Origin of the sequence: Cysteiniphilum litorale (assembly GCF_003428165.1) — a bacterium.
Classification (GTDB): domain Bacteria; phylum Pseudomonadota; class Gammaproteobacteria; order Francisellales; family Francisellaceae; genus Caedibacter; species Caedibacter litoralis.
Map to the genome: position 1 here is coordinate 28,589 of NZ_QLIQ01000011.1, position 20,783 is coordinate 49,371.

Below are 20,783 nucleotides of genomic sequence, written 5' to 3' on the forward strand. Positions count from 1 at the left end.
CCATGATGAGTGAGAAAATTTTAGATCTGCTTCAAGCAATTACATTGAAAGATTGCCAATATAATCCTTCATGTGTTCAAACTATTGCGCATGCAGGGGAGTTGGGGCAGCAAGTTTTCATTTATAGTGATCAAACTAATTACTATTTTCAAGCGATTGGTAGCCCGTATTTATTGGCAATGACAAAATGGTTAGTAATGCAATTGCAAGATAAAGATAAGGCAGCACTTGCTACTTTTGCTGATATCGATATTGCTAAGCTGCAACAGATGTTTGATTTACCAACGCACAAACGTCAAGATGCCTTAGTGATTTTGCAGTTGATTGAGCAGTTATGATGAGCACAATAGATAGGGCGGTTGTGTTACACAGTCGTAAGTACAAAGAATCATCACTGTTATTAACATTATGGTTAAAAGACCATGGTAAGTTGAATGCAATTGCGCGGACGAACAAAAAGAGTCATGGCATTTATCAGCCATTTAGTTTGTTGAATGTTGATATAAAGATCATGCCTGCAGCGGAAAGCTTAGCAAATATTTGCTTTGCCGAGTGTGAGAAAAGCTTTAGCATGGGAAGTTATTTATCACAATTGGCACGTATGTATTTGAATGAAGTCTTGTATTGGCTCTTGCCACATGATCATCACGATGCAGCACTCTTTGATAGTTATCTATTGGTAGTACAGGAATTGGTTAGCGATGATATTACGAAATTGTTACGGTATTTTGAGCTTCAATTATTAGAAAGCTTAGGTTATGGTTTTCAGGTGGATTATGATGAACAGCATAAAATGATGAATGAAGATCATTACTATGCAATGGCGCCGTTGTCCGCCTTTTATCAAACAACCGCTGAAAGTGGTATTAGTGGCAAATATATCAAACAATTGCAACAGCCAGTGTCCAGTTGGGATAATGATACGCTGCAAGTACTGCAAAAACTCATACGTATTAATTTAAATGCCTGTCTGCAAGGCAGAGCACTTAAAACCCGTGAGTTGTTAATAAGTTATTTACGAAACCAAAATGCTTGATGACGCTTAGGTGATCATTTGCTATGATGTGACGAGTTTAACGTCTTAATTTTTTAACGTATGGATCAATTAAGCCTTTCTTTTGAAGATAATGAAAAGCAGACGATTAGCGCCTTTAGTCGTCAGGCATATTTGAATTACTCGATGTATGTAATTCTCGATCGCGCATTGCCGCATATCGGTGATGGTTTAAAGCCCGTGCAGCGGCGAATTATTTATGCGATGAGCGAGATCGGCTTATCGGCATTAAGTAAGCATAAGAAGTCAGCGCGTACTGTCGGTGATGTGTTGGGTAAGTATCATCCACATGGTGATAGTGCCTGTTATGAAGCAATGGTGCTGATGGCGCAGGATTTCTCGTATCGCTATCCTCTAATTGATGGGCAAGGTAACTGGGGCTCGCCAGATGATCCTAAATCATTTGCGGCAATGCGCTATACCGAGTCGCGATTATCCAAATATGCTGAAGTGTTATTAAATGAGTTAAAGCTTGGCACAGTTGATTGGCAGCCAAATTTTGACGGCACACTACAAGAGCCAAAGATGTTGCCAGCGCAAGTGCCGAATGTACTATTAAATGGCAGCATGGGGATTGCTGTAGGGATGTCAACGGATATCCCATCACATAATCTTACGGAAGTCGTTGAAGGTTGTTTATATCTTTTAACAGGTAAAGATCATGATTTAGATGGTTTAATGACGCATATTCCTGGACCTGATTATCCAGGCGGGGCTGAGGTTATTACTCCTTTTGAAGAACGTAAAAAGATTTACGAGACAGGGACTGGCAGCATTCGTCTGCGTGCGGTATTTCATACGGAAGACGGTAATATCGTTATTACTCGCGTACCACATCAGGTCTCAAGTGCCAAGGTAATTGAGCAGATTGCTGCTCAAATGAACAGTAAAAAAATCTCATGGCTTAGTGACATACGTGATGAGTCTGATCACAGTGATCCGGTGAGAATCGTATTAGTACCACGCTCAAATCGTGTCGATACCAATCTTTTGATGAGTCATTTATTTGCGACAACCGATCTTGAAAAAAGCTATCGTGTTAATTTAAACATGATTGGTCTAAATGGTAAGCCACAAGTAAAATCACTGATGGAAGTACTTGTAGAGTGGCTGCAATTTAGAACGGAGGTCACGACTAAGCGCCTGGAATTTCGTTTGGATAAAATCTTAGAGCGTTTGCATATTTTAGATGGCTTTTTGATTGCGTTTTTAAATATTGACGAAGTCATTGCTATTATTCGTTATGAAGATGATCCTAAACAGGAATTAAAAAAGCGTTTTGATCTCACCGATACACAAGCTGAAGCCGTGCTTAATCTGCGTTTACGCAATTTAGCCAAGCTAGAAGAAATGGCAATCAAAAAGGAAAAGCATGAGCTTGAAAAAGAACGTGATGAGATTATGGGTTATTTGGAGAATCCAACCAAGTTAAAAAACCTCATCAAAAAAGAGCTCAAAGCCGCACAACAAAAACATGGTGATCAAAGAAAATCAGCCCTTGTGGTACGCCCTGAAGCTAAAGCGTTAAAAGAAGCGGATTTACAACCGGTTGAAAGTGTTACCGTTGTCTTATCAAAGCAAGGCTGGGTGCGTGTTGCCAAGGGGCATGATGTTAATGTTGAAGGGTTAAGCTACAAAACGGGGGACAGTTATTTTGCCTCAAGTATGGGTAAGAGTAATCAGCATTGTTTGTTCTTCTCAAGTTTCGGTAAGGCTTATAGTTTATTAAGTGCTGATTTGCCTTCAGCAAGAGGTCAAGGTGAACCGATTACAGGACATTTGAAGCTTGAGCAAAACGAGCATATTGTTGCACTAACATTTGTGACTTCAGAAGATCAGTTTGTTTTAGCCTCAAGTGCCGGCAATGCCTTTTTAGCAAATGTCGATGATCTAATTAGTAAGAACCGCTCAGGAAAACAGGTCATTACATTAGGCAGTGACAAGATGGTGCCACCGGCCAACGCGCATGATGATGAGCATAGCTTGATTGTTGCCATTTCTAATCAAGGGCGCCTGCTCGCTGTTGATAGAGGTGAGCTGCCAAGTTTGGCAAAAGGTAAGGGCAATCGCCTTTTGAATATGCCAAGCTCGCTAGCCACAGGTGAGGAGCTTAAATTTGTTAGCGCCATTACTAATGGACAAAGCTTAGTAATCTACTCAGGTAAACGCCATATGCGTTTAAGCTTTAGCGATCTTAATGAGTATCAAGGTAAACGCGCCTCACGTGGCAAAATCTTACCACGTGGCTTTCAGAATGTTGATGATATTACTATTACATAGGCTTTAGATAATATTGGGTGGAAGTATGGAAGAAAATATTAGGAAGGCTTTACGGACGTTTTACACAGCGTGTATAGGTTTCAAGTATGGGAGAGGCGTTGATGTAACAGTAAAGCAGGATGCGATAAAGTCGATAGTTTTTATTGTTTTTTGGGGATGTGTTTTTTTCCCTGCGGCATTGTATACTCTTAATCTGATATTTCCTAAGTTTGGGAGTTTGCCATACGTAAAAGCCTTCAATATGTTTTGGTTGGTATATGATTTGCTGATTTTTACAAGTTTGCTTACTTGTTTACTAATAGTTATTTATACTATGATAACTTGGTGTAAATATAGCCTTCAATTTGACTCCTTCTCAGAAAAATCTAGTATGAAGAGACTAATTGCTTACTATCTTCGATATTTTTCAAATTTGCCTTATGTTTTGATGTATGTTTTTCGCATAACCATTTTTCATACAGTAATTTTTATACTAATGGTAACAGGTACATATATTTGGGTTGTTTATTACCAATCAATAGGCGTCAAAGTTAATTACTTGTTTGATAATCATATTCATGATGTTGGAGTGGTTACTAATGCACCATGGGTGTTTTTGTTATTAGGAACAATTACAGTGCTGTTATCTATGTCTAGCTTTTATGTATATGCATATGCACTCTATAAAAAGTATCTTAAAGCTAGTTTAATAAAAAGGAAAATATGGATATTGCTTTATGCTGTAGTCAAGAAAATTATACAGGTAATATTATATTCCATATTGATTTTGGTCGTAAGTTATTGTGCAACTGAGTTGCCACTGTTTAAAAACGCAATTAATGAGAGAAATATGCGAGTGATGTATGTTGATGCAATTATTAATAGTCAGCAAAAATACATGGGTATAGATTACACTCGGGTGCTAACTTCAGTGCAGAAAGACTATTGTGTTAGAGCATTTGGATATGATAAAGGTCATCATAATAAAATAGGCACATGTTTAAATAATTATTTATATAATGACCCAGAGTTTATTAGAAACTGTCAGTCGAATATTAAAAATGAAGCTCTTGGATCATCTTAAATCATATCAAAATAGTCTAAGTTGTTACCACCAACTTTGCGATGGAATATTGCAACGTCTAAGTTGATACGCATAGCGATACGCCATATCTTGAGTTTCACGTGCGTATTTCATTAAAAATTGATTATTACGATAGCTTTTTTTCATATAGCCATAAACACCTTGGTTATAGGCTAAATATAGCTGATAAGCGTTGTCCTTGGAAATCCCAGCAATGCGTTGCGCACGATTGGCATACCAACCGATAAAGTCAACAGAGTCAGCGAAGTTCGTGCGACTTGCCCATGAGTTTCCGGTTTCTTTTTGATATTCCTCCCATGTGCCATCAAGCGCTTGAGCATAACCATAAGCCGTTGATTGGCGTCCGGTTGGGATAAACCCTAATACATACTGCATCGGTGTTTGCGCATCGGCAATAAAGCTTGATTCTTTACGAATAAATGCCCATTGGACACTGATAGGCACCCCCCATTTTTTATAGGAGTCTAAAGAGTCGTAATACCAATCAGGGTATTGCTGTGCGATTGAGCAAGCGTTATTAGGGTTGTTCGGTGGTGCGGTAATACAACCGGCAAGTGGTAAGACAGCTAAAATAGCTAAAAACTTAAAATCAAATTTCATTAAATCAAGTAGCGATTTTTTCGTAACATTGAGGCACAGCCTAACGGATTTTTGAGCGAACGCGAACTATTTTCAACAACTTTTTATTCCAAGTGGACGCGCAATACAGTAAGTTATGCAACTAATATACAAAGAATGACTATCTAAGATATGGCAAAGCTTCATTTTTATTACTCCACCATGAATGCCGGCAAGAGTACAACGCTTTTACAATCTGATTATAATTATCGTGAACGCGGGATGAATACCTTATTATTCGCCCCGAGCTTTGATGATCGCTTTGGTATCGGCAAAATCTCATCGCGCATAGGTCTCCAAGCCGATGCGTTGTTATATGATCAATCAACGGATCTCTGTGTGGAAACGCAAGAAGTGCTTAAAACCAAAAAATTACATTGTATTTTGGTCGATGAGGCACAGTTCTTAACAAAAGTGCAGGTCTTGCAATTAACCGATATTGTTGATGAGTTAGATATCCCAGTACTTGCTTATGGTTTACGTAATGACTTTCAGGCAGAGCCCTTTGAGGGGAGCAAGTATTTACTGACTTGGGCAGATCAGCTGATTGAAATTAAAACCATATGTCACTGTGGTAAAAAGGCGACACATGTTTTGCGTCTGGATCAAGATATGAATGTTATTAAAGATGGCGAGCAGCTGCAAATTGGCGGCAATGAGCGTTATATTTCCGTCTGTCGTTGGCATTATAAAAAAGGGCAGATTGCCTGATTAAAGTACTTTTGCTTGCTGTAAAATCCGATCTTTGCCACAATGCTCTTTAGAGCTGATGATGTTATAAAGAGGGTGTGTGAAGTCCTATTTAAAGGCACGTGCGGGATTGTTTAAAAATAGCTCATTTACCTGTGCGTGTATTATGAGCTTTTTTTCTGCCATTGCCGTTGGTGTGGCTTATGTCTCATTTAGTTGGCATTTGCTTGAGATCTACAATAGTGTGAATGCGATTATTATCTTTATGTTTAGCTGGTGGGTCTCAGGTGCCGTTTTATCTCCTGTGACAGGCTATGTTGCCGATCGTTTCCCGCGACAAAAAATCATCATTGCGACCAATAGTGCGCGTGTTATTGTGATTGCTGCTTTTTTAATGTTTGGCTACCTTGATACATTGGCTGAGGTATATTTCTTTACCAGCTTTTGGGGCTTGATCTTAGCGTTTTATATGCCAGCAATGCTCATTATGGTGCGCGAGATCTTTAGTGATGATAGTTATCTGTTATATGCCAATAGCACGATGGATGGCATATTTGAAATTGGCATGGTTATTGGTATGTCACTGGGTGGCTTGTTGGTCGTGTTTTTTAATATGCATCAAATCCTATACTTCTTATTATTTGGCACAGCGGTCGCGTTGATAGCAAGCTTTGGTGTTAGACCTAGGCGCCATGTTGAGCGCAGAGAGAGTGGATTTATTGAAGACTGGCGCATGGTTTATCGTTTTTTGCGCCAAAAGCGGTTTGTCTTTTGGTTTTATGTCGCTGAAGTTGGTTTTACTTGCTTGTTTATGACCGTGCCGATTTTTATCGCACCTTATGCCAAGAATATTTTACAGGCAAGTTCATGGCAATTTGCATTGATTGAAACCGGGTTTTCTATCGGCTTTATTATTGGTTGCATTATCCTGCCATGGTTTGCTGATCGTTATAGTGAGGTCAAAACCATTGTTGGCGCACTTTTAGTATCAGTCTGTTTATACTTCATGCTGGCAATAGTGCATAGTGTATGGTTGGCACTAATCTTTTACTTTATTATTGGTATATGTCTTTCATGTTGGGCGATTTCAGTCACCCTTGCCCAGAGGCATACAGATATTACACTACAAGGTAAAACCCAAGGACTAAGCTATGGTCTGTCTGGTTTAATGGTTATGGTAATCTATACAATGTTTTTAATAATCAACAGCCAAATGCACTTCCCAAGTAACTATTGGTTTTACTTTATTATCATATTGGCATTAATGATTATTTATCCATTGTTGCGTGGTGGAAAACTACAAAAAAATCAAGGATGAGATTTGAATTTTTAAAATAGTTGTCTACGCTTGGAGCGAGGCAACTCTATTTTATTTTCCCCGCATTTAACTTTTTATTAAGGGATTAATTTTGCACTAAAGTCTAGATTTTGATGGCTTGATGTAACTTATTTCTATTGTTTTGCCTTGGTGAGATAGATATAGGCGAGGTATGAAATGCATGATAAGACAAAAGTTGGAAGAATTGATAAAAGTAAACAGGATGAAAGTGTTTCTCTAGAGCAAACGCTATCTACTAATGAAATAAGTAAGCTGATAGAGCGTAGACGAAATATTATCTCAGGACGTGTTTGGGGTGTTATCGTTTTATGGTGGTTGCCTTTGGCGATTGCCTTTTTTTGGAGTTTGCAGGCGGGTCACTTAATTATTTATGCCCTAGCTATTGCCATTCCTGTAGCGATTGCAGTAGCAGGAATATTAATTATCTTGATGTTGATCACTAGCTACTTCACTTATAAGGATGAATTAAAACAGATTGACCGAATTCAAGCAGCAAATCAAGCACTTTGGCAACAGATTAGTTTGGAGCCTAGAAAATCATTGCTTAAAACGCATATTAGATCTTTTATTAAAGATTATTTAAAAGCAATTATTACAATTTTAGTGATCATCATCGCATGCGTTATCTACTTTGTTAGAGAAAGTCATATTCCCACAATATCAGATTCAAGTGGGCGTATGCAAAAATTGGCGCAAAGCTTAGAAACGCAATATGGAGAAAGATTTCAAGTAACTAAAGAGGCGTATAACCCAGAAAGTAATGGCTATAGCTATACAGTCATTCCACAATCGATGCCAGATACACGACTTGTCGTGATTACGGACTTTTTAGGTAAGGGTTCGTCTATCGGCAATTATTTACAAACACGTAGCGCAAGAGAAGCTGCTGCTTTGGTGCAACCATTTTTTGATGGGTTGTCAGATATATATCGTGTGCGAGCTAGCGGTGGCGCACTATCAACGCTTGAACTATCTGAAGAGCAAGCCTATCTCGCTAATAAAGCCTTGGATAATCTATATGGCAATAATATGCATATTGATCAGTGGATTAGTAGCAGTCATGATGCGATGAATTTTGGTGTTAGCGCTAGAGTTGACATGAAAAAGACACCGGAGAATTTATGGCGATTGATCCATCGAATGTATGCGCTTAATCATTATTTACTCACCTTTAAATTTTTTAGTTACCATATTGAGGTATATTTGTTGGATATTCCTAATGCATCGAAGTTAAAAGCACCAATGAGTTTGCAAATATTTGGAGGTGCGCAAAGCGCTGAAGCTGCAAAGTACACGTGGGCAGTACTCAGAATATCACAATGTACCATTAATGGTGTGATGAAGTATTGTTATGATAATCAACCTAATATTTCGCAATATGCCAATGTCGGCAAGAATATTCATACGCCGTTAGACATTGCCAAGTTAATTAAACTTATTCCAATACATCCTGTTAAGGCTAAGCTGACAAGAGGTATCGTTGATTCTTGGGCAATTTCAAGGCGCTATGATTCGGAACAAGCACAATTTTTAGTTAATACCCCGCTTTATCAACAAGTCGTTAAACTTACAACTACGGGAGAAGACTTATGAATAAGCAAACCAATTCGCAACAAGCCGCCTTTTTGTCCTATCTGGTATATATCCAAAATGAAAAAACCGGTCAGTTTGGGGGGTATGATGAAGGAGTGCAGTAAAAGGTATTTGGCGATATCGGCAATAGTGGTATTACTCATCGGTTTATCGTCTTATTTTATTTATAGGGCAGCCATGCATGAGTCAACAGATTCTAAGCTTGAGGCCTTAAAGCCTAACATAGTCAAAGAACTCAATCAGCGGTATCACGAAAAGTTTAAAGTAATCAAGGGCAAATATAACGCTCAAAGTAAAACTTATAGCTTTATTGTTGAGACAGATTCGATGCCAGATGAGCAATTCACTGTGATTACTGATTTAATGGGTAAGGGGGCTTTTGTCAGTAATTTTTTGCAGACTCGGCAAGCGATAGAATCTGCAAAATTGGTAGAGAGTTACTTTAAAGGTGTGGCTAGGGATTATAAAGCAAGTTTTAGTGGAGCTTCTATATCTCCTTTAGAACTACCAAAACACCAGAAATATTTATCAAAAGTAGCATTGGATAATTTGCATAGCCAAGCGTTGCCTTTGGATAAATGGATGCAAACAAGTCATCAGACAATGAAGTTTGGTGGTACCATTAAAATCAATATTAAAGAAACACCCGAAAATATTCTTAAAGTATTAGAGGCTGTTTATTTGCTTAATCACCACTTGTTGTCAGCAGATTTTTTTAGTTATGCAATAGGCATTCAGCTTATGGATTTACCAGCAAAACCACAATTCGTTACGTTTCCACTCAGTTATGAAATATTTGTTCGTCAACAGGGTTGGGAAACCAATAAATACACTTGGGCAATTATAGACATATATGAATGTACAATAAATGGCGTCAAAAGAGAGTGTTACGGGCAACCAAATATCCCCAAATATGCCAATATAGGCAAAAACATTAAAAGCCCCTTGGATGTGGCACAATATTTTAAATTTATTCCCAGAAAACCTGCCAAGTATGATTCTTTAGTTTATGGGGAGCAGGATTCATGGGTTATAACAAGAAGAGCTAAGCTCTCAGACTCAAAGTGGCTAATCGATACCCCCATGTATCAACAAATAAAAGATATATACAACAAACAATAGGAGAACAATCATGGCTAAGACAATAACACAGCAGCAAGCTGCCATATTAAGCAATCTTATCTATGCAATAAGTACCGAAGGTGACAATAAAGGCAATTATATTTTTGATAATTCGGTAGTTGCTAATAGTGACAAAAAAGATTTAACGCTAAACGATTATATTTATGATGAGCACGGTGATTTTAGAAAAGGCATCCCTGATGATATTAAACAACAAATTGCGACTATGCCGGCACAGTTTGGGGGGTATGATGAAGGAGTGCAGTAAAAGGTATTTGGCGATATCGGCAATAGTGGTATTACTCATCGGTTTATCGTCTTATTTTATTTATAGGGCAGCCATGCATGAGTCAACAGATTCTAAGCTTGAGGCCTTAAAGCCTAACATAGTCAAAGAACTCAATCAGCGGTATCACGAAAAGTTTAAAGTAATCAAAGGCAAATATAACGCTCAAAGTAAAACTTATAGCTTTATTGTTGAGACAGATTCGATGCCAGATGAGCAATTCACTGTGATTACTGATTTAATGGGTAAGGGGGCTTTTGTCAGTAATTTTTTGCAGACTCGGCAAGCGATAGAATCTGCAAAATTGGTAGAGAGTTACTTTAAAGGTGTGGCTAGGGATTATAAAGCGGTCGCGGGAGGAGTTTCAATATCACCATTAGAGTTACCAGAAGCTCAACGATATTTATCCGCTGTGGCATTAGATAATTTGCATGGTCAAGCGCTGCACTTGAATGAGTGGATTAAGACAAGCCATCAGGCAATGATTTTTGGTGGCACGATTAAAATCAATATTAAGGAGACACCACAAAATATCCTTAAAGTGCTAGAAGTAGTCTATCAACTTAATCATTATTTTTTATCAAAAGATTTCTTTGGGTATGGTATTGATGTCCAATTGATGGATTTGCCAGAAAAACCACAATTTGTCACTTTCCCGCTAAGTTATGAAATATTTGCTCGGCAACAAGGTTGGGAAACAAATAAATATACTTGGGCAACTATATCTATATCAAATTGCACGCCAAATGGCGTGAAGAAAACATGTGGAGACAAACCAAACATACCAGAATATGCGTACATAGGCAAAAGCATTAAAAGCCCCTTAGATGTGGCGCAATATTTTAAATTTATTCCCAGAAGACCTGCCAAGTATGATTCTTTAATTTATGGGGAGCAGGATTCATGGGTTATAACAAGAAGGGCTAAATTCTCAGACTCAAAGTGGCTAATCGATACCCCCATGTATCAACAAATAAAAGATATATACAACAAAGACAACAAACAACAGGAGAACAATCATGGCTAAGACAATAACACAGCAGCAAGCTGCCATATTAAGTAATCTTATCTATGCAATAAGTACAGAAGGTGACAATAAAGGCAATTATGTTTTTGATGATTTATCTATTGATAGAAGCAATAAAGATAGAAGTCCAAAACTACATGATTATATTTATGACGAGCGAGGTGATTTTAGAAAAGGCATCCCTGATGATATTAAACAACAAATTGCGACTATGCCGGCACAATTTAGCGAAGTTTTAAATAATTTTCAGTTAAGGGAGACAAGTACGACAATTGAGCATAATGGAGAGGTCGGTGTGGGCGGTCTGGATTATTATGGTATTGCAATCAATCCGATTAATGACAAAACGAGTATTGCAATAGTCAATAAAGGGACTGATAGTGCAGGTGATGTTATCTCGGATGTGCAAATGCTTATTGGTAATATTGCTGATAATATGCTTGCTGGAGTGACTTTTGTGGATAAAATTCGAGATAATTTAAAACCCATGACGATCTCCACCACGGGTCATTCGTTAGGTGGCAGTATTGCACAAGCGCAAAGTGCGATGTTAGGTGAGCAGTTAGGCGAAAGTATCACATTTGAAGCCTTTGGCATCCAAAACATTATAAATCCATTAAAGATTGATGGGCAGTATTATGAGGTCGGTGTGATTAATAATCAAATTGTTCATGTGGCTGTAACTGATCCGGAGAAAATAGCGCTTTATAATAAATATGCTGAGAATAAAGATCTTATCGAAGATAAAATACTCAATTATCTGCGTGAAGGGGATTATGTCGATCCGGTGTCGGATAATATTGGGCAAACGATTATGTTGCCAGGTGGCGGTCTTGCGGGCTTCTTTGATATCCATAAAATCCATAATTACTTATATCAAGGCTATGATGATAATGGCAATTTGATTGCAAATAAGCTGAATATTGATGTCGTGCTAAAGGATTATGGGGACGATATTGCGTTGATTGCTAAAGCTGAGATGGTTGTGCAGCAATTAATAGAGAAAATGGCTGAGAGCCCACTTAATACTGCAGATTTTGAGGCTCTATATAAGTTAGCTATGGAAGATGCGGGCATTGATGAGGGCTTGTTAAGTGAGGCGCGCGATCGTCTGTCTGAATTTAAAGATGTCTTTGGTGATTATGCGAATTTCAATGACATGCTCATCATGGGAACGAATGTTGATGATGATTCAGCACAAGGTGAGTTATTACGGCAATTAATGGCTTTACTGGCTCAAGGTGTTGATATTAATCAAGTAGGAAACGTTGTTTTAGATGATTTGATTAATCAGCTATTTAATACGGCATTAAACGCACCGGCTGTGCGTTACGATCCATTAATTTTAGACTTAGATGGCGATGGGATTGAGACAATTGATACCAATAAAGAAGTAATGTTTGATCATACGGGTGATAATGTCTACTACGCTACTGGTTGGGTTGGCAAAGATGATGCATTATTAGTACGTGATATTAATGGCAATGGCAGAATTGATAATGGATTAGAGTTATTTGGCGAAAATACCATAAAACAAAATGGACAAAATGCCACAGATGGCTTTGATGCGCTATCGGATTTGGATGACAATCATGATGGTGTGTTTGATGCGCAAGACGCTGCCTTTACCAGCGTCAAAATATGGCAAGATGCTGACCAAAATGGTTTCTCAACAGCAAGTGAACTTAAGACATTAACCGAAGCCGGAATTGATCATATTTCATTAAATAAACAATCGATCAATAAAGAGGTTCTGGGGGCTACTTTATCCTTTGAATCAAGTTATCAAAATAATAGTGGTCAAAGCTATCAAATCGTTGCCGCAAACTTTACCGAAAATAACTTTTATAAACTTGATATGAATAGTATGTTTGAAATTACAACTGCTGATGTTAAGGGAGCTGTTGGGGTCAAAGAGGTTATAACTTATAGAGGTTATGGAGCGGTTAATTCAATGCGCCAATCTTTGCAAGTAAGTCAAGCATTAAGAGATGCTAAGGTCATTCTAGTTAATGGCGGTAGCTATGACTTTAATTTACAGATTGATTTATGGACAAAAGCAGGCAGTGATTTTGTGTCGGCAGAGAGTATGCTTGATGGTTTGACCTTGCAAGATGGCACTCAGATACAAATGAATCTAAGTGACGGTGTTGTCGAGAAAATCAAGCAAACAGCTTATTTAGAGCGGGTTAATGGGCGGCGATTATTAGATTATAGTATCGTTGATAAGGGGAGTTATTATAGTGTTGGCATTAAAACAGGTGATGTGAGCTTTGGCTGGCAAAATGTGACTAAAGGTGGCACGGTGACAATGGTTGATCAAAGCTTTTTTCAGCTTGTCAATGGGCAAAGGAGTGCAGTGATTAGTGAAGCGTTTCAACTGATGGTTGAGAATATCAAAGAACATCAGCAGGCTAATCGCTATCAAGCAGTGTTAACACAAATGCTACCTTATATAACGATCGAACAAGATGACTCAGGTGTCGCTCAATATAATTGGCAACGATTGGAAAATTATTTTCTAGAGATGGCAGAGAGTAATCCTGAAAAGAGCTTCTCAAGACTGGAAATGATTATTGATCGCCAACAACAGGAATTTCAACAATTGGGTTTTGACGCGTTAAAACTTGCCAATGACATGTTAGCTGCACCAAGTAACAAAATGTTGGCTGAATTATCAGCACTTGATGAACTTAAGTTTATGAAGAAAACATATCATTTTGTCAGTGCATCTCAATCTGAGCAAAGTCTTGATAATTATTTGATAGGTAATCACCGTAATGAAAATATTTATGGTTTAGCTGGTAATGATACTTTAGAAGGTGGCGGCGGCAGTGATTATTTATACGGTGGGTTAGGCGATGATAAACTTTATGGCAATGGTGGTGATCAACTGTATGGAGGTAGCGGTGATGACACTTTATTATCACAGGGAAACTGGCAGCATAATACCTTAATGGGCGGTAAAGGTAATGACTTACTCATTAATCATGATTACACAACAGCGACTTATGTTTATGAGGTGGGTGATGGCGTTGATACGATTCGTCGAAACGGTAGTTATCTGTACGATCGATTTAATGACGTATTGCGTTTTGGTGCAGGCATTAGCTTTGAGGATTTAAGCTTAAGTAAACAGGGTAACACCTTGAGTATTCAGGTTGGGGATGATGCAACTAACCGTGTGCTCATAGAGAATTTTTATGCGACAAGTGGCTATACCCGTACAAAGGTGGGTGGGTTTGAATTTGCCGATGGTACGGTGATTAAGCGTGAAGATGCGCGCTTGAATCCGGATATTATTGGCGATGAGTTAGCAAATACGTTATCTGGGAGTGACTTTGCAGAGAATCTTCGTGGTGGTCAGGGTGATGATAACCTAAAGGGTGCAGGAGGCAATGACTATCTTTATGGTGAGGAAGGTAACGATGTTTTAACGGGCAATGGTGGTGATCAGCTGTATGGGGGTAGCGGTGATGACACTTTATTATCACAGGGAAACTGGCAGCATAATACCTTGATGGGCGGTAAAGGTAACGACTTACTCATTAATCATGATTACACAACAGCAACTTATGTTTATGAGGTGGGTGATGGCATTGATACAATTCGTCGAAATGGTAGTTATCTATACGATCTATTTAATGACGTATTGCGTTTTGGTGCAGGCATTAGCTTTGAGGATTTAAGCTTAAGTAAACAGGGTAACACCTTGAATATTCAGGTTGGGGATGATGCAACTAATCGTGTGCTCATAGAGAATTTTTATGCAGTGAGTGGCTATACCCGTACAAAGGTTGGTGGATTTGAATTCGCTGATGGTACGGTGATTAAGCGTGAAGATGCGCGCTTGAATCCGGATATTATTGGCGATGAGTTAGCAAATACGTTATCTGGGAGTGACTTTGCAGAGAATCTTCGTGGTGGTCAGGGTGATGATAACCTAAAGGGTGCAGGAGGCAATGACTATCTTTATGGTGAGGAAGGTAACGATGTTTTAACGGGCAATGGTGGTGATCAGCTGTATGGGGGTAGCGGTGATGACACTTTATTATCACAGGGAAACTGGCAGCATAATACCTTAATGGGAGGTAAAGGTAATGACTTACTCATTAATCATGATTACACAACAGCGACTTATGTCTATGAAGTGGGTGATGGCGTTGATACAATTCGTCGAAATGGTAGTTATCTATACGATCAATTTAATGATGTATTGCGTTTTGGTGCAGGCATTAGCTTTGAGGATTTAAGCTTAAGTAAACAGGGTAACACCTTGAATATTCAGGTTGGGGATGATGCAACTAACCGTGTGCTCATAGAGAATTTTTATGCGACAAGTGGCTATACCCGTACAAAGGTGGGTGGATTTGAGTTTGCTGATGGTACGGTGCTTAAAAGAGAAAATGTGCAATCAGGTAGCGATAATCATGATGTGCTAGTTGCAAATGGTGATCTAAGCTATCTTCATGGTGGTAATGGTCAAGATAGCTATGAAATTGATTTTGCACAAACACAGAAAACAATTATTGATAATTATGATAACGATAACAGTAGTGACTTTATGAAACTCAATGGCATTAAAACGACAGATTTACGCTTTTATCGTGAAGTCAGCAACCTGATGATTAAGAATTTGGCGGATAGCAACAAGCCGCGAGAGATTGTGGTTCAAGATTGGTTTGAATCTGAAGCGCATCAAATTGATGAGATTGGGGTTGAGCAATTTGTGCTGAGTAATAAACAAATCGATGTGATTATCCAAACATTGGCAAGCTTTAATGTTGAAACAGGTGTCGGTGAAGATCTGTTAAACAAAGATCAACAAGATGAAATCAAAAGTGTATTGGCAAACTCGTGGATGCCAAAAAGTGCTTAAAGCTATACCGCTCGTAAATCATTTTGCGGTGTTCGGTGTTGAAGAAGTTTTTGATGCTTTTGAGTGCTTGAGTTGCAGATAATAGCTAGGACTATTGGCAAAATGCAAGCGCTCAAAAGGGCGCAAAATTCAATGACAGAAATGCTGTAAAATGGTTTGTGAGCGGTATATATGATGATAGTTTATTTTTTAACTTCAAACTGCTTAACGTGTTGTGTATAAGCACTTTGATCATGGCTGGTGAAGCGGCGTTTATGCTCGTTAAGTAGGGTGCCACCTAAGCGCGTATTAATCTTCTCAATGCTTTTGGTGAAGTGATCAAAGCACACTTGTGGCTCATAAGATTGTACAAGATCAGCAATATCACAACGGCATAATAGGCGTGTGTAATCTTTTTGCGTGAAGTTCTCAGGATCAAATCCTTTGACTGGCGCATCCGCTTTGATGCTAAAGAGTACATCTTTGTCTTGGGTTAACAGCTCAAAGCTTTGATCCTCAGCATTAAAGCTTAAACCGCTGTGTTTAAACAAAGTATCTAGATCTTCACCATTGAATACGTAACCACGCGGTGCGCTAATAAAATAGTTGACAATCCCTTTTTCGAGTTGCGGGTAATCGGCATGAGATGCTTCAAACTCACTAATTGGTGTATCGGCTAATGGATCAACTTTGATATCAGCGCCAAGCTCAATTTTTTGCGCAACGTCTACTGCATTTTTGTCATGTGATGTTGGATCTTTATGTGATTGCTTTATATCAACTTGTTGTTTATGTGCTGTTTTTTCTGATTTTTGCGCTTTTTTGACAGCTTTCTCTTTTTCTTGAATGGCTTGTAGTTCTGCCATCTCACGCTTATATTTCTTGCGCTTGCTGCGGCGAAATGCATCAATCAACAGTAAAATCACGATGATAATACTAAGCAATAAAATCAATTGAACTTGAGTCATATTTATAATCTATATAATGGTATTTCAATAGTGGCTTATTCTAATCAATGCATGCCTAATTAAAAAGACAAAAGCGCTAAGAATCTAATAAATTTATAATTTCATCGCTGACTTTGCGATCAGCATCACGCATTAATAGCTGATGTAAGCGGTGAAAAGTTGCTTTAATCTCTTGAGTATACGCTTGATCGTCAAAAAATCGTTTTAACTCATGAGTAATTTGATTGGCTGTGAAATTTTTCTGCAAGAGCTCTGGCACTATTTCCTTATCAGCAAGAATGTTTGGCAAGCCAACAAATTTTGTCTTTAGCATGTGCTTAACAATGGCAGCCGTGATTGTTGACATCTGATAACCAATAACCATCGGTTTTTTATAAAGCATCGTTTCAAGTGCCGCGGTACCTGAGGCAACTAAGGCAAAGTCACAGGCTTGCAGCACCATATGTGCATTACCATTGAATTTTTGAATATTGAGCTTATCAAGCAGTTCTTGATGTTTATTAATCTCACCATATAAACTTTCTTTCGCTACAGGCAGCAAGGTATCAAACTCATAACCTTGGCGTTTTAACTGAGCAATGCTGTGTAAGAAAACCGGTAAAATGCGAATGACTTCTTGTGTGCGGCTTCCAGGTAAAAGTGCAATGACTTTTCTATTGGGGTTTGTATTAATATCAAGCTGTTTGCGTGCGCCAACTGTATCCTCATTCATCGGCACTTTATTGGCTAAAGGGTGCCCGACAAAGATCGCTTTGTGCTTATGTTTTTGATAGAAAGCCTCTTCAAAAGGCAAAATGGCAAAAACGACATCCGTAGCACGTTTGATCTTTTTCATGCGGCCTTCGCGCCATGCCCAAACAGAAGGGCTGACATAGTGCGCAGTTTTGATGCCACGCGCTTTAAGCTTAGCTTCAATCGGTAGGTTAAAGTCAGGCGCGTCAATACCAATATAGATATCCGGTGGATTATCTTGGCAATGTTTGATGATGCCTTTGCGCACCTTTAAGATAGCCGGAAGGTGCTTTAACACCTCAAAAAGTCCCATGACGGATAGTGTTTCAATGGGATAAAGGCTTTTAAGTCCGGCATCAATCATTTGCTGACCGCCAATACCTTCTAGAATGGCGTGAGGGTAATGCTGTTTTAGTAAACGCACAACGCCTGCACCCAGTTGATCACCAGAGAGCTCGCCAGCAACAAGCATAATACGCATTAGCGAATGATCCCGCGTTTTGAGCTTTCTAGCAATGTAATAAATCGCTCGATGGCTGGTGTTTCTTGTTGCATGATTTTAAGTTTTTCAATGGCTTCAACTAAACGTAAACCTTGACGATAAATGATTTTATAAGCTTCTCGGATCTGGCGAATATCTTGCGAGGAAAAGCCTGCTCTTTTTAAGCCTTCGACATTAATGCCGCAAGGCGAGGTAGTAGGTGATGCCGTCACCATCAAATAAGGCGGGACATCCTGCGTAATTAGCGCCATATGCGCAATAAAAGCGTAAGAACCAATGCGACAAAACTGGTGAATCCCTGAGTTGATGCCAATGGTGGCAAAATCATCGACATGCACATGTCCGGCAAGGGCTGCGTTATTAACAAGAGTGACATTGTTGCCAACACGGCAATCATGCCCAATATGCACATAATTCATAATCAGATTGTTATTGCCAACACGCGTAATACCATCTTCTTTGGCAGTGCCTCCGTGAATTGTCACGCATTCACGAATGATATTGTTATCACCCAAAATAAGCTGTGAAAACTCACCATGGAAGGTGCGATCAATTGGTTCTTCACCGACAGAGGCGAATTGGAATATACGGTTATTCTTGCCGATAATGGCATTTTTACCAATAACCGCATGAGCAGAAATATTACAGCCTTCGCCAATTTTGGTATTTTCACCAATAATGGCATAGGGGCCTATCGTGACATTGTCAGCAATTTCTGCTGTTTCATGAATAACTGCTCTTTCATCGATCACGTTTACATTTCCCTATAAGCTGCAAAAAACTCAGCGCTCGCAACAAGCTCGCCATCAACGTAAGCCTGAGCTTCACTTTTGCACATACCGCGCTTGATTTTGCCCATTTTAGCATGGAATTTTAAGACATCACCTGGGACAACAGGGCGCTTAATACGCACGTGATCAATCCCTGCAAGTACAAAAAGCTTCTTATGATCTAATTGATCTTGTTCACTTCCCATCATCTTAACGCCCAAAACACCAATAGCTTGTGCCATGGCTTCAACGATTAAAACCCCTGGCATAATCGGTTGATTTGGGAAATGTCCGTTGAAAAACTCTTCATTGGCAGTGACATTTTTCTGAGCAATAGCCGTGCCTTCCTCGACGTTAATTTCAAGGATTTTATCAATCAATAAAAAAGGGTAACGATGCGGTAAAATTTCTTTAATTTGTTGAATGTTAAGCTGCATGTGTAATGTGCCTTACGTTGGTTTATTCAGAATCTTTGCATTTTTGCTCGAGCATTTTAACACGAGTTTCCAGTTTATCTAACCTAAATATGCGCGCGCTGGTGCGTTTCCACTCCATATGCGGGCGAGCATTAAATGCTGCAGTATAAAAGCCAGGCTCGGTAATGCTTTTGCTAACATTTGAGGCAGCTGCCAACAGAACCCCGTCGCAGATTTCCAAATGACCACTGACGCCTACTTGACCGCCAAGTAAGCAGTTTTTGCCAATAGTGACCGATCCGGCAATGCCTGTTGAACCTGCAATTGCAGTGTTTTCACCAATAATGACATTGTGTGCGATTTGCACTTGGTTATCGATCTTAACCCCATCGGCGATAATAGTGTCATCAATCGCACCTCGATCAATAGAGGTAGAGGCACCTATCTCAACATGATTGCCAATAGTCACCCCGCCGATTTGCGGAATTTTAACCCAGTTGCCTTTTTCATCTTTGGCATTACCAAAGCCATCTGAACCAATCACGGTGTTGGCATGAATAATACAATAATCACCAATGTGCACACCATGATAGATCGTGACATTAGGTTTTATTTCAGTCTTTGTGCCAATGCTTGAGTTATCTAGGATCACGCAATTAGCACCAATAATTGCATTTTCAGCTATGATGACATGCTCACCAATGACAACATTGGCAGCAATGGATGCATTGGCGGCAATTTTAGCAGAGCTTGCGATTGTTGCACTTGGGTGAATGCCAGAACGTGCTTTAGGCGCGCAATCAAACAAAGCTGCCACCTTGGCAAAGGCAAGATAAGGGTTATCAAGAACCACCGCGTTTGTAGGGCAAAGCTCAAGCGCCTCTTTGGTTAATAAAACGGCTGAAGCCTTAGTCTCCTTAAGGTCATTGATATATTTGCTATTGGCTAGGAATGAAAGCTGCCCTGATTTAGCACCTTTGAGTGTCGCTAAGCGATCAACGACGATAGATTCATCACCATGGACATAACCACCAAGATCTTCAGCAAGTGTTTTAAGTGAGTACATGTTTATATATCCTTATTCGTATAAAAAAAAAGCCCCATTAAGGAGCTTTTTGATCAACTGGCTGGTGCGCGATTACGCAGCAGCAACTTCCAATGCTTTGATCTTAGCAACAAGGCGGCTCTTATGACGCGCTGCTTTGTTCTTGTGGATTAAGCCTTTAGTAGCGTAACGATCTAATACTGGCTGAAGTTTAGCAAAACAATCTTTTGCTAAAGATACATCGCTTGCTTCGATTGCTTTAATGGTTTTCTTCATAAAAGTTCTCATCATTGAGCGACGAGACATGTTATGTTGACGGTTTTTTTCTGCTTGTCTTACACGTTTTTTAGCTTGTTTACTATTAGCCAATGTTCTTCTCCGATTATTTATCTATATTTA

Annotated in this window: 18 protein-coding genes; 11 read left to right on the forward strand and 7 right to left on the reverse strand. The window is 39.1% G+C overall.

The genetic code is table 11. The annotated features are described in order from the left end of the window. Nucleotides 1-2 precede the first annotated feature (2 nt). From DNJ75_RS06360 to DNJ75_RS06375, 4 genes are read left to right on the forward strand one after another with little or no spacing between them, the layout of a single operon-like run. On the forward strand, nt 3-338 hold the full coding sequence (locus tag DNJ75_RS06360; RefSeq protein ID WP_150469032.1) for a hypothetical protein: 336 nt from the start codon (nt 3-5) through the stop codon (nt 336-338). Next, entirely contained in the window at nt 335-1,036 is a 702-nt protein-coding gene (recO, locus tag DNJ75_RS06365; protein ID WP_117002378.1) for a DNA repair protein RecO, read from the forward strand. Before DNJ75_RS06360 ends, recO begins: the two co-directional genes overlap by 4 nt. A 60-nt stretch (nt 1,037-1,096) precedes the next feature. Then, the gene (gene parC, locus DNJ75_RS06370) at nt 1,097-3,334 is read left to right on the forward strand and encodes a DNA topoisomerase IV subunit A (protein ID WP_117002382.1); all 2,238 of its coding nucleotides are present in this window, start codon (nt 1,097-1,099) and stop codon (nt 3,332-3,334) included. A 25-nt stretch (nt 3,335-3,359) separates the two neighbouring features. Further along, on the forward strand, nt 3,360-4,397 hold the full coding sequence (locus DNJ75_RS06375) for a hypothetical protein (protein ID WP_117002385.1): 1,038 nt from the start codon (nt 3,360-3,362) through the stop codon (nt 4,395-4,397). Between the two features lie 24 nt (nt 4,398-4,421). Here the strand turns inward: DNJ75_RS06375 and DNJ75_RS06380 are convergent, their stop codons facing one another. Beyond that, on the reverse strand, nt 4,422-5,018 hold the full coding sequence (locus tag DNJ75_RS06380) for a transglycosylase SLT domain-containing protein (protein WP_117002387.1): 597 nt from the start codon (nt 5,016-5,018) through the stop codon (nt 4,422-4,424). A gap of 150 nt (nt 5,019-5,168) precedes the next feature. On the opposite strand from DNJ75_RS06380, the gene DNJ75_RS06385 reads away from it, so the two are divergent. The 7 genes from DNJ75_RS06385 (at nt 5,169) to DNJ75_RS06415 (ending at nt 15,972) form a co-directional block, all read left to right on the forward strand. After that, a complete protein-coding gene (locus DNJ75_RS06385) occupies nt 5,169-5,747 on the forward strand; it encodes a thymidine kinase (RefSeq protein ID WP_117002388.1) in 579 nt (192 codons plus the stop codon). Between the two features lie 79 nt (nt 5,748-5,826). Further along, nucleotides 5,827-7,044, forward strand: coding sequence for an MFS transporter (locus DNJ75_RS06390; protein WP_117002391.1), 1,218 nt, complete (start codon nt 5,827-5,829; stop codon nt 7,042-7,044). A 177-nt stretch (nt 7,045-7,221) separates the two neighbouring features. Continuing rightward, a complete protein-coding gene (locus DNJ75_RS06395; RefSeq protein WP_117002393.1) occupies nt 7,222-8,658 on the forward strand; it encodes a hypothetical protein in 1,437 nt (478 codons plus the stop codon). Nucleotides 8,659-8,985: 327 nt separating this feature from the next. Further along, nucleotides 8,986-9,780, forward strand: coding sequence for a hypothetical protein (locus DNJ75_RS06400; protein WP_150469033.1), 795 nt, complete (start codon nt 8,986-8,988; stop codon nt 9,778-9,780). A gap of 10 nt (nt 9,781-9,790) precedes the next feature. Continuing rightward, nucleotides 9,791-10,048 (forward strand): hypothetical protein, encoded by a 258-nt coding sequence (locus DNJ75_RS06405; protein WP_117002399.1) that lies wholly within the window; start codon nt 9,791-9,793, stop codon nt 10,046-10,048. A gap of 73 nt (nt 10,049-10,121) precedes the next feature. Further along, complete coding sequence (locus tag DNJ75_RS06410) at nt 10,122-11,093, forward strand: hypothetical protein (protein WP_206609095.1); 972 nt, start codon at nt 10,122-10,124, stop codon at nt 11,091-11,093. Then, entirely contained in the window at nt 11,086-15,972 is a 4,887-nt protein-coding gene (locus tag DNJ75_RS06415) for a hypothetical protein (protein WP_117002404.1), read from the forward strand. Before DNJ75_RS06410 ends, DNJ75_RS06415 begins: the two co-directional genes overlap by 8 nt. Nucleotides 15,973-16,154: 182 nt before the next feature. Here the strand turns inward: DNJ75_RS06415 and DNJ75_RS06420 are convergent, their stop codons facing one another. The 6 genes from DNJ75_RS06420 to rpsT form a co-directional block, all read right to left on the reverse strand. Next, the gene (locus DNJ75_RS06420; protein WP_117002407.1) at nt 16,155-16,919 is read right to left on the reverse strand and encodes a cell division protein ZipA C-terminal FtsZ-binding domain-containing protein; all 765 of its coding nucleotides are present in this window, start codon (nt 16,917-16,919) and stop codon (nt 16,155-16,157) included. A gap of 76 nt (nt 16,920-16,995) precedes the next feature. After that, the gene (gene lpxB, locus DNJ75_RS06425) at nt 16,996-18,132 is read right to left on the reverse strand and encodes a lipid-A-disaccharide synthase (RefSeq protein ID WP_117002409.1); all 1,137 of its coding nucleotides are present in this window, start codon (nt 18,130-18,132) and stop codon (nt 16,996-16,998) included. Continuing rightward, nucleotides 18,132-18,905 (reverse strand): acyl-ACP--UDP-N-acetylglucosamine O-acyltransferase, encoded by a 774-nt coding sequence (gene lpxA, locus DNJ75_RS06430; protein ID WP_117002411.1) that lies wholly within the window; start codon nt 18,903-18,905, stop codon nt 18,132-18,134. Before lpxA ends, lpxB begins: the two co-directional genes overlap by 1 nt. Before the next feature lie 2 nt (nt 18,906-18,907). After that, entirely contained in the window at nt 18,908-19,360 is a 453-nt protein-coding gene (gene fabZ / locus DNJ75_RS06435) for a 3-hydroxyacyl-ACP dehydratase FabZ (protein ID WP_117002413.1), read from the reverse strand. A gap of 22 nt (nt 19,361-19,382) precedes the next feature. Continuing rightward, the gene (gene lpxD, locus DNJ75_RS06440; protein ID WP_170137200.1) at nt 19,383-20,405 is read right to left on the reverse strand and encodes a UDP-3-O-(3-hydroxymyristoyl)glucosamine N-acyltransferase; all 1,023 of its coding nucleotides are present in this window, start codon (nt 20,403-20,405) and stop codon (nt 19,383-19,385) included. A 72-nt stretch (nt 20,406-20,477) separates the two neighbouring features. Beyond that, a complete protein-coding gene (gene rpsT, locus DNJ75_RS06445) occupies nt 20,478-20,753 on the reverse strand; it encodes a 30S ribosomal protein S20 (protein WP_117002418.1) in 276 nt (91 codons plus the stop codon). Nucleotides 20,754-20,783 lie beyond the last annotated feature (30 nt).

Bases quoted from the DNA above. Each gene is read 5' to 3' on its own strand.
- DNJ75_RS06360 (WP_150469032.1), top strand. From the start codon at position 3: ATGATGAGTGAGAAAATTTTAGATCTGCTTCAAGCAATTACATTGAAA.
- recO (WP_117002378.1), top strand. From the start codon at position 335: ATGATGAGCACAATAGATAGGGCGGTTGTGTTACACAGTCGTAAGTAC.
- parC (WP_117002382.1), top strand. From the start codon at position 1,097: ATGGATCAATTAAGCCTTTCTTTTGAAGATAATGAAAAGCAGACGATT.
- DNJ75_RS06375 (WP_117002385.1), top strand. From the start codon at position 3,360: ATGGAAGAAAATATTAGGAAGGCTTTACGGACGTTTTACACAGCGTGT.
- DNJ75_RS06380 (WP_117002387.1), bottom strand. From the start codon at position 5,018: ATGAAATTTGATTTTAAGTTTTTAGCTATTTTAGCTGTCTTACCACTT.
- DNJ75_RS06385 (WP_117002388.1), top strand. From the start codon at position 5,169: ATGGCAAAGCTTCATTTTTATTACTCCACCATGAATGCCGGCAAGAGT.
- DNJ75_RS06395 (WP_117002393.1), top strand. From the start codon at position 7,222: ATGCATGATAAGACAAAAGTTGGAAGAATTGATAAAAGTAAACAGGAT.
- DNJ75_RS06400 (WP_150469033.1), top strand. From the start codon at position 8,986: ATGCCAGATGAGCAATTCACTGTGATTACTGATTTAATGGGTAAGGGG.
- DNJ75_RS06405 (WP_117002399.1), top strand. From the start codon at position 9,791: ATGGCTAAGACAATAACACAGCAGCAAGCTGCCATATTAAGCAATCTT.
- DNJ75_RS06410 (WP_206609095.1), top strand. From the start codon at position 10,122: ATGCATGAGTCAACAGATTCTAAGCTTGAGGCCTTAAAGCCTAACATA.
- DNJ75_RS06415 (WP_117002404.1), top strand. From the start codon at position 11,086: ATGGCTAAGACAATAACACAGCAGCAAGCTGCCATATTAAGTAATCTT.
- DNJ75_RS06420 (WP_117002407.1), bottom strand. From the start codon at position 16,919: ATGACTCAAGTTCAATTGATTTTATTGCTTAGTATTATCATCGTGATT.
- lpxB (WP_117002409.1), bottom strand. From the start codon at position 18,132: ATGCGTATTATGCTTGTTGCTGGCGAGCTCTCTGGTGATCAACTGGGT.
- fabZ (WP_117002413.1), bottom strand. From the start codon at position 19,360: ATGCAGCTTAACATTCAACAAATTAAAGAAATTTTACCGCATCGTTAC.
- lpxD (WP_170137200.1), bottom strand. From the start codon at position 20,405: ATGTACTCACTTAAAACACTTGCTGAAGATCTTGGTGGTTATGTCCAT.